12 protein-coding genes are annotated in these 14879 nt (G+C 60.3%); 7 read left to right on the top strand and 5 right to left on the bottom strand.

The features are described 5' to 3' along the window. Window positions 1-70: 70 nt before the first annotated feature. Window positions 71-970 carry a LysR family transcriptional regulator gene (locus tag ACQZ5N_RS22395; protein WP_020809140.1) on the top strand — a complete coding sequence of 300 codons (900 nt, stop codon included), beginning with the start codon at window positions 71-73 and terminating at the stop codon, window positions 968-970. Window positions 971-979: 9 nt separating this feature from the next. Here ACQZ5N_RS22395 and ACQZ5N_RS22400 read toward each other — a convergent pair whose 3' ends face one another. Further along, window positions 980-1879, bottom strand: coding sequence for a LysR family transcriptional regulator (locus tag ACQZ5N_RS22400; protein ID WP_003522616.1), 900 nt, complete (start codon window positions 1877-1879; stop codon window positions 980-982). Window positions 1880-2128: 249 nt separating this feature from the next. On the opposite strand from ACQZ5N_RS22400, the gene ACQZ5N_RS22405 reads away from it, so the two are divergent. From ACQZ5N_RS22405 to ACQZ5N_RS22420, 4 genes are all read left to right on the top strand, one after another. Continuing rightward, entirely contained in the window at window positions 2129-2935 is an 807-nt protein-coding gene (locus ACQZ5N_RS22405) for an alpha/beta hydrolase fold domain-containing protein (protein WP_003522617.1), read from the top strand. A 56-nt stretch (window positions 2936-2991) separates the two neighbouring features. Continuing rightward, on the top strand, window positions 2992-4182 hold the full coding sequence (locus ACQZ5N_RS22410) for an efflux RND transporter periplasmic adaptor subunit (RefSeq protein WP_003522618.1): 1191 nt from the start codon (window positions 2992-2994) through the stop codon (window positions 4180-4182). A 131-nt stretch (window positions 4183-4313) separates the two neighbouring features. Then, window positions 4314-7508 carry an efflux RND transporter permease subunit gene (locus ACQZ5N_RS22415; protein WP_020809338.1) on the top strand — a complete coding sequence of 1065 codons (3195 nt, stop codon included), beginning with the start codon at window positions 4314-4316 and terminating at the stop codon, window positions 7506-7508. A 290-nt stretch (window positions 7509-7798) separates the two neighbouring features. Next, window positions 7799-7993 (top strand): hypothetical protein, encoded by a 195-nt coding sequence (locus ACQZ5N_RS22420; protein WP_003522620.1) that lies wholly within the window; start codon window positions 7799-7801, stop codon window positions 7991-7993. 59 nt (window positions 7994-8052) lie between these two features. On the opposite strand, the gene ACQZ5N_RS22425 is transcribed toward ACQZ5N_RS22420, so the two are convergent. Beyond that, window positions 8053-8898, bottom strand: coding sequence for an endonuclease/exonuclease/phosphatase family protein (locus ACQZ5N_RS22425; RefSeq protein ID WP_174057346.1), 846 nt, complete (start codon window positions 8896-8898; stop codon window positions 8053-8055). 49 nt (window positions 8899-8947) lie between these two features. Continuing rightward, window positions 8948-10408 carry a phospholipase D-like domain-containing protein gene (locus ACQZ5N_RS22430; RefSeq protein ID WP_031233581.1) on the bottom strand — a complete coding sequence of 487 codons (1461 nt, stop codon included), beginning with the start codon at window positions 10406-10408 and terminating at the stop codon, window positions 8948-8950. 225 nt (window positions 10409-10633) lie between these two features. On the opposite strand from ACQZ5N_RS22430, the gene pdxY reads away from it, so the two are divergent. Both pdxY and ACQZ5N_RS22440 read left to right on the top strand, forming a co-directional pair. Then, window positions 10634-11509 carry a pyridoxal kinase PdxY gene (pdxY, locus tag ACQZ5N_RS22435; RefSeq protein WP_448734142.1) on the top strand — a complete coding sequence of 292 codons (876 nt, stop codon included), beginning with the start codon at window positions 10634-10636 and terminating at the stop codon, window positions 11507-11509. 175 nt (window positions 11510-11684) lie between these two features. Next, window positions 11685-12326: a carbonic anhydrase gene (locus ACQZ5N_RS22440; RefSeq protein ID WP_006312112.1), complete on the top strand. Its 642-nt coding sequence runs from the start codon at window positions 11685-11687 to the stop codon at window positions 12324-12326. 173 nt (window positions 12327-12499) lie between these two features. On the opposite strand, the gene ACQZ5N_RS22445 is transcribed toward ACQZ5N_RS22440, so the two are convergent. Next, complete coding sequence (locus ACQZ5N_RS22445) at window positions 12500-13315, bottom strand: lytic murein transglycosylase (RefSeq protein WP_003522625.1); 816 nt, start codon at window positions 13313-13315, stop codon at window positions 12500-12502. Window positions 13316-13530: 215 nt separating this feature from the next. Next, window positions 13531-14565 (bottom strand): aspartate-semialdehyde dehydrogenase, encoded by a 1035-nt coding sequence (locus ACQZ5N_RS22450; protein WP_003522626.1) that lies wholly within the window; start codon window positions 14563-14565, stop codon window positions 13531-13533. Between the last annotated feature and the right edge of the window lie 314 nt (window positions 14566-14879).

The following is a 14879-nucleotide window of genomic DNA, read 5'->3' on the forward strand; positions in this document are numbered from 1 at the left end:
AAGGAGACTTGCATGATAATCGACAAGGTCGGATAAATACCTTTGAATTGATTTCACAGGTGGTGCGGCGATGGACAATCGAGCCGGAGAAATGGAAGTCTTTGTGGCGGCGGCGGAACTCGGCAGTTTTTCCGCCGCCGGGCGCAGGCTGAAGCTTTCACCTTCGGCGGTGAGCAAGCTTGTCACACGCATCGAAGACCGCCTCGGCACCCGGCTGCTTGCCCGCTCCACCCGGCTTGTCACGCTCACACCGGAGGGCGAAGTCTATCTTGCGCGGGCAAGGCGCATTCTCGCCGACATAGCCGAGACCGAGCAGATCGTGGCGAGCGGCGGCAAGGTGGTGCCGCGCGGCCTTTTGCGCGTCAACGCCACGCTGGGCTTCGGCGAACGTTATCTCCTGCCGCTTGCGCCGGAATTCCTGTCGCTTTATCCGGAAATCGAGCTGGATATCTCGCTGACCGACGGCGTCATCAGCCTGATCGAGGAACGCACCGATATCGCCATCCGCTCGGGCGCCATGGGAGATTCATCCCTGAAGGCGAGAAAGCTGAAGGAAGTCCGTCGCGTCATCGTCGCCTCCCCCGCCTATATCGAACGACACGGCATGCCGGAAACACCGCAGGATCTGGCGCGGCACAATTGCTTCAGCTTCAATTTCAGCCGCAGCCTCAACGAATGGCCGTTTCGCAACCCCGGTTCTACGGAGGTCTACCGACTGCCCGTAACGGGCAATGTCTCGGTCAACAGCGGCATGGCCATGCGAAGGCTCTGCCTGACGGGCTTGGGGCTGGGAAGGGTCGGCGAATTTCATATCGAGCCGGACATCGAGGCGGGCCTGCTCGTGCCGGTTCTGGAAGACTATAATGCCGAGGAGATGGAAGTGATCCACGCGGTTTATGCCGGCCACGAACACCTGGCCGCCCGCGTTCGCGCCTTCATCGATTTTGTCGCAGCAAGGGTCGGGCGGTGACTGGCCGCCTCACACCAGGCCGTGCACCAGCTTGGCCAGCCAGTCGACAAAAACGCGGACCTTGTTGGTTACATGCCGGGTCTGGGGATAGACCACATAGATCGGCATGGCCTCGCGCCGCCATTCGGAGAGCACCGGCACCAGTTCTCCCCGCGAAAGCGCATCCTTCACCATGAAGACGGGAAGCTGCACGATGCCCATGCCGGCCAGCGCCGCATTGAGATAGGTGCGGCTGTCATTGACCGAGACGACATAATTCGGGGTCAGCTCGACGCTGCGCACGCCGTTGTCGAAGGAGGCCGGCATGATCTGGCCGGTGGTGGCATTGAGGTAGCCCACCGAATAATGCTCCTTCTCCAGATCCTCCGGTTCTTGCGGCATGCCGAAATTTTCGATGTAGGACGGAGAGGCGAATGTCTCGAACCGGAGTTCGCCGACTTTACGGGCAATCAGCGACTGATCGCGCAGCACGCCGACCCGCAGCGCACAGTCGACATTCTCCGCGATATAGTCGACCAGACGGTCGCCGACACCGAGATCGAGACGGATTTGCGGATAACGCTGGTAAAATTCGCAAAGATGTGGGATAACCACCAAGTCCGCGAAGACACCGGCCATTTCCACCCGCAACCGGCCGGAGGGCTGCACCTGCGCGCTGGACATGCTACCGTCAAGTTCTTCGATTTCCGACAAAATCTGTGAGGCCCGCTCATAATAGAGAGCGCCGTCCGTTGTCAGCATCACCCGGCGCGTGGTGCGGTTAAGAAGTGTGGTGTGCAAATGCGCCTCCAGCGCCTGCACCATATTGGTAACAGTGGTTTTCGGCATGTTCAGCGCGGTGGCGGCGCGGCTGAAATTGCCGGTTTCCACGACCCGCGTAAAAACCCGCATGGCGGAGAGCTGATCCATTCACTGCCTCGGAGATATGATTATCCGTTATTTCGGAATAGTGTTTTCAAATTTGCATGCTTGATCGTTTCGATCCGAACAATAATATGGATTTCAGATTTTGCAATATGATCCGCCTTCAAGCATGTCGCGCAAAAGTGCGTTGCGGTTTTGCGGTGACGACATGCGGCAAGATAAAAACTTAAAGCGCAGGAGCGTATCCGAAGGATCGCAACACGCTTCAAGTGGCGGCGCAAAGGATCTGGAGTCATGAACGCGCATTGGGAAAATATGGGTAGCGAGACGTCCGCGTCGAAGCTCTCCGTGCGCCGTTATGAAGGTTCCTGCCTCTGCAGCCATCCGCCTGTCGTGCTTTATCTGCGCGGCGGATCGTTTCTGGAACCCGGTCTCGAGCCGGGCGGCAATTGCCCCGAGCTTCCGGTGGCCCGCGCGCTTGCGGAAAGCGGCGCAGTGGTCGTGGAAGCCGACTATAGCAAGCCGTCCGGCAACGAGTTTCCGATGGTCATCGATTGCGCCTATGAGGCGCTCGATCATCTGAGCCGGGACCGCAAGCATTATGGCGGCGCGAAATCGCTGCTGTTCGTGGCCGGCGAAGAGGCTGGCGGCAATGTGGCGGCGGGGCTTGCCTTGAAGGCCCGTGACCGCATGCCGGGCAAACTCGCAGGCCAGATTCTTCTGTCGCCCATGATCGACCCGATGATGACGACGGAATCCTTCCGCGACGCGGACAGGATCGGCATGCGCCAGCGCTGGGCCGATGGCTGGAGCCATTACCTTGCCAAGGCGTGCGGGTTTTTCCACCCCTATGCCGCACCCTGCCAGTGCACGCGGCTGAACCGGGTGGCGCCGGCGCTGATCTTTACCGCCGAGGACGACCCTCTGCGCGACGAAACGGTCGGTTATGCCGACAGACTCATCGCCTCCGGTGTCAGCGTCCGGCAGCATGTTTTCCCCGCCGGCGTCGGCTGGACGGGGCTTTATCAAGGAGAGGGCGGCGGATGGGTCTCATCCGTCTGTTCGGAGTTCAAGACCTTCGTTGACCAGTTGAAACACTGAAAATTCGCATTTATTTATGAACGACCTGCTCCCGATCGGGGGCCAAGGAGATACCCATGACGCTGAACACAAAGCGCCGGGCCCTGACGGGCGCCGGCATCGGACTTGCCATGTCCGTTGCAGCAGCAGCACTGTTTTTCGACCTCCCCACCAGCCGCGATGCAACGGCCGCCTCCACGCCTGCCGAAACGCCGGCGATCCCGGTCACCGTCGCCAAGGTGGAAAGCCGCGACGTCATGCGCTGGGAAGAGTTTTCCGGCCGTCTCGAAGCCGTTGACCGGGTGCAGATCCGCTCCCGCGTCGCCGGCCAGATCAAGGCCGTGCATTTCCGCGAAGGCGCGCTGGTAAAGGAAGGCGATCCTCTCTTCACCATCGACCCGGCCCCTTATCAGGCCGCCGTTGCAGGCGCTGAAGGACAGGTTGCTTCGGCCGAAGCCAAGGTCAGCCTTGCCAAAACGGAACTCGACCGTGGCCGCAGGCTTTCCGACAATCGCACCATCTCCCAGAGCGATCTCGACCAGCGTCAAAGCTCGTTTGCGGATGCCGAAGCCCAGCTTCGCGCCGCCCGCGCAGCCCTGACCACGGCTCAGCTCGATCTCGGTTATACCGAAATCCTCGCCCCGGTTTCCGGCCGCGTCGGCCGTATCGAAATCACCGCCGGCAACCTCGTCGCCGCCGGCTCGACCTCGCCGGCGCTCACGACACTGGTATCGGTCAACCCGATCTATGCCAGCTTCAACGCCAGCGAAGGCGTCGTGGCCAAGGCGCTTGCCGAACTGCCGCAGACGGACGGCGCCCTGCCCGCCCTCGAACAGATCCCGGTGGAAATCGGCACGCTTTCGGATGAGGGCACGCCGATCAAGGGCACGCTGCACCTGATCGACAACCAGGTGGATTCGGCAAGCGGCACCATCGGTGTCCGCGCCGTCTTCGAAAATCCGGACGGCAGGCTCATTCCGGGCCAGTTCGTGCGGGTACGCATGGGTGAACCGAAGCCGGAGAACCGCATCGTCATCAGCGACCGGGCCATCGGCACGGATCAGGACAAGCGTTTCGTCTTCGTGGTCGATGCCGAAAACAAGGTGAGCTATCGCCAGATCAAGCCGGGCGCACCGGCCGATGGCCAGCGCATCATAGAAAGCGGCCTCGCCGCCGGTGATACGATCGTCGTCAACGGTCTGCAGCGCATTCGCCCCGGCGCGACCATCGCACCGCAGGCGGAAGACAAGGTTGCTGCTTCGCAGTAACCCGCCTCTTTGATCAGCAAGCGTCCCGCGCTTTCGCGAGACGCCCCTTCAGACAGAACCGGCCTTCACCGGCGGCAGGATTGCCGCCGGAACGGCCTTCGCATTCCCAAAGACCCGGAGAGGGACTGGATATGAATATTTCCAGATTTTTTGTCGACAGGCCGGTATTCGCCGGCGTTCTGTCGATCCTGATTGTGGTGGCAGGCCTTCTCGGCATGCGCGCCCTGCCGATTTCGGAATATCCCGAAGTCGTTCCGCCATCCGTCGTCGTCCGCGCCACCTATCCCGGCGCGAACCCGACCGTTATTGCCGAAACCGTCGCGACACCGCTGGAAGAACAGATCAACGGCGTCGAGGACATGCTCTATATGGGCAGCCAGGCGACGTCCGACGGCGTGCTGACGCTGACCGTGACCTTCAAGCTGGGCACCGATCCCGACAAGGCGCAGCAGCTGGTGCAGAACCGCGTGTCGCAGGCCGAACCGCGCCTGCCGGCGGAAGTGCGCGCACTCGGCATCACCACCGTCAAGAGCTCGCCCGACTTCATCATGGTCGTCAACCTCGTCTCGAAGACCGACGCCTATGACATCACCTATCTGCGCAACTATGCGACGCTGAACGTCAAGGATCGCCTCGCCCGCATCGAAGGCGTGGGCCAGGTGCAGGTCTTCGGCGCAGGCGACTATTCTATGCGCGTCTGGCTCGATCCGCAGAAGGTCGCCGAGCATGATCTGGCAGCCAGCGACGTTTCCGACGCCATCCGCCAGCAAAACGTGCAGGCCGCTGCCGGCGTCATCGGCGCTTCCCCAAGCCCGAACGGCGTCGACCTGCAGCTCAACGTCAATGCCCAGGGCCGTCTGACCACGCCGGAGGAATTCGGCAACATCATCGTCAAGAGCGGCGCCAATGGTGAAATCACCCGCCTGCGTGACGTCGCCCGCATCGAACTCGGTGCGGCCGATTACACGCTGCGCTCGCTGCTCGACGGCGAACCCGCCGTGGCTGTCGCGGTGCTTCAGGCACCCGGCTCCAACGCCATCGAAATCGCCGACAATGTCCGCGCCACGATGGACAATCTGCAGCTGGCAATGCCTGACGGTGTGAAATACGAAATCGTCTACGACACGACGAAATTCGTGCGCTCCTCCATCGAAAAGGTTGTCGATACACTCCTCGAGGCCGTTGGCCTCGTGGTGCTTGTCGTCATCCTCTTCCTGCAGACCTGGCGCGCCTCGATCATTCCGCTGATCGCCGTTCCGGTCTCGATCATCGGCACCTTCGCCGTCATGTATGCCTTCGGTTTCTCCATCAACGCGTTGACGCTGTTCGGGCTCGTGCTCGCCATCGGCATCGTGGTGGATGACGCGATCGTGGTCGTCGAAAACGTCGAGAGAAACATCGAAAACGGGCTGTCGCCGCGTGACGCCACCTATAAGGCGATGCGCGAAGTCTCCGGCCCGATCATCGCAATTGCGCTGGTTCTGGTCGCCGTCTTCGTGCCGCTTGCCTTCATCTCCGGCCTGTCCGGCCAGTTCTACCGGCAGTTCGCACTGACCATCGCCATCTCAACCGTCATTTCGGCGATCAACTCGCTGACGCTGTCGCCCGCTCTTGCAGCCCTGCTGCTGAAGGAACACGGCGCACCGAAAGACTGGCTGACCCGCTTCATGGATAAAATCCTCGGCTGGTTCTTCCGCGGCTTCAACCGCGCCTTCGGTGCGGCCTCCAACGGCTACGGCAAGACCGTGGGCGGGCTGGTGACGCGTAAGAGCCTTGTCATGATGGTTTATATGGCGCTGGTGGCCGCCACCTACGGCATGTTCACCACCGTCCCGAGCGGCTTCGTGCCGGCGCAGGACAAGCAGTACCTGATCGGCTTCGCCCAGCTTCCGGACGGCGCAACGCTCGACCGCACCGAAAGCGTCATCAAGCGGATGAGCGACATCGCCCTGGAAACACCCGGCGTCAGCCACGCCATCGCCTTCCCCGGCCTGTCGATCAACGGCTTCACCATCGGCTCCAATTCCGGCATCGTCTTTGCAGTTCTCGATGACTTCGAAAAGCGCAAGACGCCGGAACTGTCCGGCGGCGCCATCGCCATGCAGCTGAACCAGAAATATGCGGGCATTCAGGATGCCTTCATCGCCATGTTCCCGCCGCCGCCGGTCAACGGTCTCGGCCAGACGGGCGGCTTCAAGCTGCAGATCGAAGACCGCGCCGGCTACGGCTACCAGACGCTGGATGAAGCGACGAAGGCAGTGATCGGCAAGGCGTATCAGACGCCGGAACTTGCGGGCATCTTCTCCAGCTATCAGATCAACGTGCCGCAGCTCTTTGCCGATCTCGACCGCGCCAAGGCGGAACAGCTGGGCGTTTCCGTCAGCGACGTCTTCCAGACGCTGCAGATCTATCTCGGCTCGCTCTATGTCAACGACTTCAATGCTTTCGGACGGACATACAGCGTGCGGGTTCAGGCGGATTCCCAGTTCCGTGCCCATGCCGAAGATATCGGCCGCCTGAAGGTTCGCTCCGCATCGGGTCAAATGATCCCGCTGTCGACGCTCTTGAAGGTAAATGCGACGACGGGGCCGGAGCGCACCAACCGTTATAACGGCTTCCTTGCGGCCGATATCAACGGCGGTCCGGCACCGGGCTTCTCCTCGGGACAGGCGCAGGCGGCGATTGAAAAAATCCTTGCCGAAACCCTGCCCGCAGGCGTCGACTACGAATGGACGGACCTGACCTACCAGCAGATTCTGGCCGGCAATTCCAGCATCGTGGTCTTCCCCTTGGCGCTGCTGCTCGTCTATCTCGTGCTCGCCGCGCAATATGAAAGCCTCACCTTGCCGATTGCGATCATCCTGATCGTCCCGCTCGGTGTGCTTGCGGCCCTCACGGGCGTCTGGCTGACAGGAGGGGATAACAACATCTTTACGCAGATCGGCCTTGTCGTCCTTGTCGGTCTCTCGGCGAAAAACGCGATCCTGATCGTGGAATTCGCCCGGGAGCTGGAATTCGAAGGACGAACGCCGCTTCAGGCGGCCATCGAGGCAAGCCGGCTTCGCCTGCGCCCGATCCTGATGACCTCCCTCGCCTTCATCATGGGCGTGGTGCCGCTGGTCGTCTCCACCGGTGCAGGTGCGGAAATGCGTGCGGCCATGGGTGTCGCGGTGTTCTCCGGCATGATCGGCGTAACGTTCTTCGGCATCTTCATGACACCGGTCTTCTACGTGCTGGTGCGCAGGCTGGCGGGCAATCGTCCGCTCATCCAGCACAAGCAGGAAGAACCGGCCAATTCCGACTACAAGCTCGAAAAGGCCGGCTGAGACCGCACTCCCATCCACCGCCACCTTCGAAGCAAGCCCGCCGCGCATCCCCCGATGCGCGGCGTTTTTTTGGCTGAAAATGTCTATGCGACTCCACTGAAATAGAATCAGTTTCAAATGCTTAAGCGGGAAAATCGCCTATATTGTCCCGCATTGAATCTGTCAAAAATCAATATATCCAAACCAACTCGACGGAGCGGCAAGAAACGATGCTATTTTATGCTTTGTATTTTGTGGTAAATTCTCAAGAACAGGGTGATTCGGACTAAATGATTTAGTTCAGGGGCTGCATGATGGAGCAGGAATACGAAAACTGGGCAACGACCGTTGCCTATTCGATCGTGATGCATGAAGGTCTGGATTTGGCGCTTTCCGCGCAGAACCTGGACAGAAGCAAGACCAGAAACAACCGTGAGCGGCTGATGGAAGCCATTCGCACATCGTTGCTGGAAGCCCGTTCGCGCAGCCATCTAACGGCAGCGTAACGGCTTTACCCCTTCCCTGGCTCTGGTCTCCTGCTTGCGGCATATCATCCGCAGCGGTATCAGGCCGGAAGCAGGTCGGTCCGCACCGCGGCCTTCAGCGGCAGGTGATCCGAGGCGATGCGCGCCAGTGCGCTGTCATGCGCCTCCACCTGCTCGATCAACCCTTCACGATTGGCGATGATCCTGTCGAGCGCCAGCACCGGCAGGTTCGACGGAAAACTCGGCACCGCCGGCGGCAAAGCGCCAAAAGCATCCCGGAACGTATTGAGCGACGACCCGTTGCCGAGACGCCATTCGTTCAGGTCTCCCATGAGGATGGTCGCGCATTCGTTGCGTGCTTCCAGAAGGCCGATCAATGCTTTCGCCTGCTGGGCGCGGGAATGTCTGAGAAGCCCGAAATGGGCGGCGATGACCCGTAGCGTGCCGCCGCGTTTCAGATCCAGCTCCACGACGAGCGCGCCGCGCGGCTCCAGCCCCGGCAATTTCAGCGTATGCACATCCCTGACCGCCCCTTCCTTGAACAGCACGACATTGCCGTGCCAGCCATGCGCCTTCACGCCGGCCTGCACGGGCACGGGGATAAGGCCGCTTTCCCGCTCCAGCCGCGCGAGATCGAGCAGGCCGGTACGCTCTCCGAAACGGCTGTCCGCTTCCTGAAGGGCGATGATGTCAGCGCCGATTTCCTGAATGACGCGGCTGGTGCGATCGGGGTCGAACTTGCGGTCGCGGCCGACGCATTTATGCACATTGTAGGAGGCGATGACGGGGAAGGAATGATCTTTCGTCGCTGGCGCCACATTCTGGCGCTGGCGGCGGTCGCGCAGCGACTGCATGACGAAGGCGGACAGGCTGGTGTTTTTCGTCAAAGCCGTTTTTTCATCATCCAGCAAACCGTTCTTTTTCACGCGTCGATGCCTCCGGTCTCGCGCAGCGCCCTGCCGGACGCACCGCACTCTAAAGATAAGGCGAAGCGAGCCACAGGACACGCTCCACAAAACGGACAACGAATGGCCGCGCATTCAGTTCGCTGAGCCGCACGGGCAAGGCGGTTGCCCGTGCATCCCGGATGCGCTCGCCGATTGTCGCGGCGAATTCCTCATCCATAACTTCGAGATCGATCTCAAAGTTCAATCGCAGCGAACGCGGATCGAGATTGGAAGAGCCAATGTAGCTCCAGCGCCCGTCGATCACCAGAAGCTTGGAATGATTGAAAGCCCCCGTCGCCCGCCAGATGCGGCAGTAATTCTTCAGCATCTGGTCGAACTGCGCCGTCATCGCCCTGTCCACAAGCACCAGATTGTTGCTTTTCGGCACGATGATATCCACCACGACTCCCCGCCTTGCTGCGGTTATGAGCGCCGAAATAAGCTCCCGATCGGGGAGAAAATAGGGCGACATGATGAGAATGGAGGAGCGCGCAACGGAAAACGCACCCATCAGCATTTTGTGACTGGTCTCGATGCTCTTGTCCGGCCCGGAGGAGCAGACGCGGGCAACGATCTGCGAGCCCGGCACGCCATCGGGAATGGCGATATCCCAGACCGGCGCATCCAGAAGCTCCCTTGTCGTAAAACGCCAGTCCTCCGCCGCGATGGAGAAAAAATCCGATACGACCGGCCCGGTGATCTTGAAATGCGTGTCGTGCGACTGGCTTTCGCCGCCGAATTCCTGGGTGAAACCCTCGCGGATATTCATGCCGCCGCTGAATGCGATGCGCCCGTCCACCACGAGGATCTTGCGGTGGGTGCGCAGATTGGCATAGGGCAGCCGCAGCCCCATGATGACATTGCCGTTGAAGACATCGCAGACGATGCCCTTTTCCCGGAGCGTCGGCAGGATGCTCGGCACCGAATAACGCGCACCCACCGCATCCACCAGTACCCGCACCTCCACGCCGCGAAACTTCGCCCTTTCGAGCGCCGCGACAAAACGGGCGCCGATCCTGTCATTGTCGAAAATATATGTTTCGAGAATGATCGACCGCTTCGCCTCGTCGATGGCCTCCAGCATGGCGGCATAGGCGGCATCCCCCGTCACCAGCGGCTCTATGCCGTTGCCAGTCGTCAGCGCATGGCGCGTCACCCGGTCGCCCAGCGTCTTCATCGCCTCGAACCGGCGTCCGAAGCGCGCGGCTATCGTCTCGCCGCTGGCATCCAGACGCGCCACGCGATCCATGATCTCGTCCTGCATGAAGGACCGCTGCTGCGTGATGTTGGACCGGCGAATGCGGTTGATGCCGGCAATGGCATAGATGACCGCGCCGACGATGGGCGACAGGACGATGACGCCGACCCAACCGAGCGCGGAGCGGACCTCCTCCTTCGTCATCGTGGCATGCACGGCGGCCACGGTTCCCATCAAAATCGAGAGAACGGCAAGGATATGCGGCCAATAGGCAATGACGAGATCGAGCATGGTACAACTATAGAGTACTTCGGCAATCTCGCAATGACAGGCAGGTAGCGCTGGCAGAGACAAAGAACCTGACCGCGCCATGCTTTTGCGGGACAGACCCTTGCGGGATTAACGGTGGAAACCGGCCTTGCGATATGTCATGAGAGCGCATCTTGATCTTTGGGCAGTGGCAAGGCGGGGTGCACTTGCGGGCTTTCTGCCTCGTTTGAAAGCAAGAAGGCCGTGATGCAGGAAAATACACAGGGCGCCGTCATCGTCATTTCCAGCCATGTCATGCGTGGCTCCGTCGGCAATCGCGCCGCTGTCTTTGCGCTGGAGACACTCGGTTATCCCGTCTGGGCGGTGCCCACCATCGTCATGCCCTGGCATCCCGGCCACGGCCCTTCCACCCGCATGCGCTTTCAGGACGACGATTTCGACAAGGCCATGACCGACCTCGAAAACGCCAAATGGATCGGCGAGGTCAAGGCTGTTCTGACCGGTTATTTCGGTAGCGCCGCGCAGGTGCGCGCCGTCGCAAGGCTGATCCGCAATCTGAAGGAAAAGAACCCGGCGCTGATTTACGCCTGCGACCCGGTCATGGGCGATCTGGGCGGGCTTTACATTCCGCTCGAGACCGCAGAAGCCATCCGCGATCACCTCATTCCGCTTGCCACCGTCGCCACGCCGAACCGTTATGAACTCGCCTGGATGAGCGGCGCGGAGCTCGAGACCAACAATGCCATCATGGATGCCGCGCTCGCCCTCGGTCCGCCGAAAATGCTGGTCACCTCAGCCGTGCCGATGATGACGGGCGGCACCGGCAATCTTTATCTCAGCGGTCGCCACGCGCTGCTTGCCGAACATCGCGCCATCGAGAATGCGCCGAACGGCCTCGGCGATCTGATGTCGGCGCTGTTCCTCGCTCGCCTGCTGGAAGGCATGGATGACGAAAAGGCGCTGCAGCTCGCAACCGCCAGCGTGTTCGAAATTCTGGCGCGCACCAAAAAACGCGACATGAACGAACTGACGCTGGAGACGGACTCTTCAAGTCTCTCCACACCCATGGCCATGGTGCAGATGCGCCATCTCTTGCATCCTTCGCGCAGCAAGCGCAAATAGCGGCTAGAGCATTTCCAGGAAAAGTGGCCCTCGGTTTTCCGTCCGGGAATGCGACAAACAAGGAGTTGGAGCGGTTTCGCGGTTCGAAGAAAGGCGAAAATGCTCCAAAGGATTGGTCTTCAACGCACCGAGTTCTTTTCTTGATCTCGGTCCAACCACAACGGTACTGCGATAGATGAAAGATTTTCCGGAAACCCTTCTCAACGGCTACAAGAACTTCATGAGCGGCCGCTATGTCGACGAGCGCGAAAGATACCGCGTTCTGGCCGACACCGGACAGAAGCCGCAGACCCTGTTCATTGCCTGTTGTGACTCCCGCTCCGCGCCGGAAACCATTTTCGACTGCGGACCGGGAGAGCTTTTCGTCGTCCGCAACGTCGCCAACATGGTGCCGCCCTTCGAGCCGGACGGGCAGTACCACGCCACCTCGGCGGCTATCGAATATGCCGTTCAGGTTCTGAAGGTGAAGGATATCGTCGTCATGGGCCATGGCCGCTGCGGCGGCATTCAGGCAGCGCTCGATCCCAATCTCGAGCCGCTGTCTCCCGGCGATTTCATCGGCAAATGGATGAACATGGTCAAGTCGGCCGCCGAGCAGATCCAGAGCAACGATGTCATGACCGCATCGGAGCGCCAGACCGCGCTGGAACGCGTTTCCATCCGCAACTCCATCGCCAATCTGCGCGGCTTCCCCTTCGTCAAGGCGCAGGAAACCGCCGGCAAGGTGAAGCTGCACGGCGCATGGTTCGATATTTCGACCGGCGAATTGTGGGTGATGGACAGCAAAACGGGCGATTTTCGTCGCCCGGATCTGTGATTTTCAAAGCCTCGTCACCCCGGACTTGATCCGGGGTCCAGCGCGATCAAGCCCTTGATCGGGCAAGACTTATCCACGGCACAGACGCGCCGTGGCTGGATGCCGGATCATCCTCGGGCTTGTTCCGGGGACCGGCATGACGGAAGTGAAATTTCAGTCCGTGGAAAGCGGCCTTATTGGCCGTCAATCGCCTTGCCGATGAAGGCGATGGCCTGCTGGTAGACGCTTGCGGCGTTCCAGCCCTGGATGGCCGCATAATTCGCCTGTCCCTGCTGATAACCGGCGCCGCGCTGCCAGCCATGGCCGACAAGGAAGTTCGCGGTGGAGGCTAGCGCATCGGCGCGCGAGCCGACGAGATCGATACGGCCGTCGCGGTCGAAATCAACGCCATAACGCACGACATTCAGCGGCAGGAACTGCGTCTGGCCAATTTCGCCATGGGCCGCACCCTTGGCATTGACGTTCAGCGAACCGCTGCCGACGAGCTTGAGGGCCGCATAAAGCTGCTCGGTGAAATAATCCGAACGACGGCAATCGAAGGAGAGCGTCGCCACGGCGGAAAGCGTGTGCTGGTTGCCCATGAAGCCGCCAAAGCCGGTTTCCATGCCCCAGATGGCGAGCAGCGGACCGGCCGGCACGCCATAGGCGCGCTCGATGGAAGCAAAGAGAGAAGCGTTGTTCTTCTTCATGGTCTTGCCGCGCGAAATGATCGTCTGACCGCCGCGCTTCTGCATGAACTGTTCGAAGGAGAGCTTGAAGCTGTGCTGGCCGCGATCTGCGCGGATCGTCGCCTGGTTGTAGGAGACGCCGGAGAAAGCCCGGTCGAGTACCGAGGCGCTGACGCCGCGGCCCGCCGCTTCCTGCTTGAAGGCGCCGACCCAGGCATCGAAGCCCGCCGAAGTGTTGCCGCATTGCGCAGCCATAACCGGCGTCGCTGCCAGAACCGAAACCATGGCCACACCAGCCAGAATTACCTTCATTGCCCGCATCAAAATCTGCCTTCGATATCCTTTGGGGAATTTTTCCCGAGAACCAAACCGTCAATACTGTATGATTCAGGTGCCAAAACTGTCTTTTGGCGGCCTAAATTGCCTTTCGGCAGCAAGGCCTGCAAATAAACTGGCCGTGATCGTCGCCAATTATGAAACCCGCCTGCCCCACACAGAACAGACGGGTTATACTTAACGAACCTTAAAAAATGGTATCAGGCAGCCGCCTTGCGGGGCTTGATGAAACCACGATTGATCAAGAGTTCGGCGATCTGGACGGCGTTGAGAGCCGCACCCTTGCGCAGATTGTCGGAAACAACCCACAGGTTGAGGCCGTTTTCGACCGTCGCATCTTCGCGGATGCGCGAGATATAGGTCGCGTCCTCACCGGCGGATTCAACCGGGGTGATGTAGCCGCCGTTTTCACGCTTGTCGATGACGAGGCAACCCGGCGCTTCGCGCAGGATATCGCGCGCCTGATCGGCGGTGATCTCGTTTTCGAACTCGATATTGACCGATTCCGAATGGCCGATGAAGACCGGAACGCGCACGGCCGTGCAGGTTACCTTGATCTTCGGATCGAGCATCTTCTTGGTTTCGGCCAAAACCTTCCACTCTTCCTTGGTGTAACCGTCTTCCATAAAGACGTCGATATGCGGAATGACGTTGAAGGCGATGCGCTTGGTGAACTTCTTGGCTTCGACCGGATCGGCCACGAAGACGGCGCGGGTCTGCTGGAACAGCTCGTCCATGCCTTCCTTGCCGGCGCCGGAAACCGACTGATAGGTGGAGACAACGACGCGCTTGATCTTGGCGAAGTCATGCAGCGGCTTCAGCGCGACGACGAGCTGTGCCGTGGAGCAATTGGGGTTGGCGATGATGTTCTTCTTGGTGAAGCCCGCAACCGCATCGGCATTGACTTCCGGGACGATCAGCGGAACGTCCTGGTCGTAGCGCCATGCGGAAGAGTTATCGATGACGACGCAGCCCTGCTGGCCGATCTTCGGCGACCACTTCTTGGAAACATCGCCGCCAGCCGACATCAGGCAAATATCCGTGTCGGAAAAATCGTAGTTCTCGAGGTTCGAGACCTTCAGCGTGCGGTCGCCATAGGAGACTTCCGTGCCCTGCGAGCGGGCGGAAGCGAGCGGCACGACTTCATCGGCGGGGAAACCGCGTTCGGCCAGGATATTGAGCATTTCGCGACCGACGTTGCCGGTGGCGCCTGCAATTGCAACTTTGAAACCCATGATCAAGCTCTCTTTCTGTCTCTCCTCTTTTTGGTGAGGTGGGAACCCGCATCAGATCGCGGCTTCCTCGATCCCCAGCCAAACCGGGGAGAGAGCGGTGGCCAGAGACGTTAGACGGTTTTAATCGTCGTTTTGGCCGTAATTCGGGTAGAATGAGAAAGGCGCGGATCATCGCCGGCGGATTGTGCCGGTCCTTCCATGACGAACATGTCTGCAACATGCATGCGCAAGGTGATGCTCCTTCTTCGCGAGAAGCTATTAGAAGGTTTCTTGTTTGTGTCAAGAAAAAAGGCGCGTTTGGAGACGTCTTGCGC

The sequence above is a fragment of the Agrobacterium sp. 22-221-1 genome, assembly GCF_053522445.1.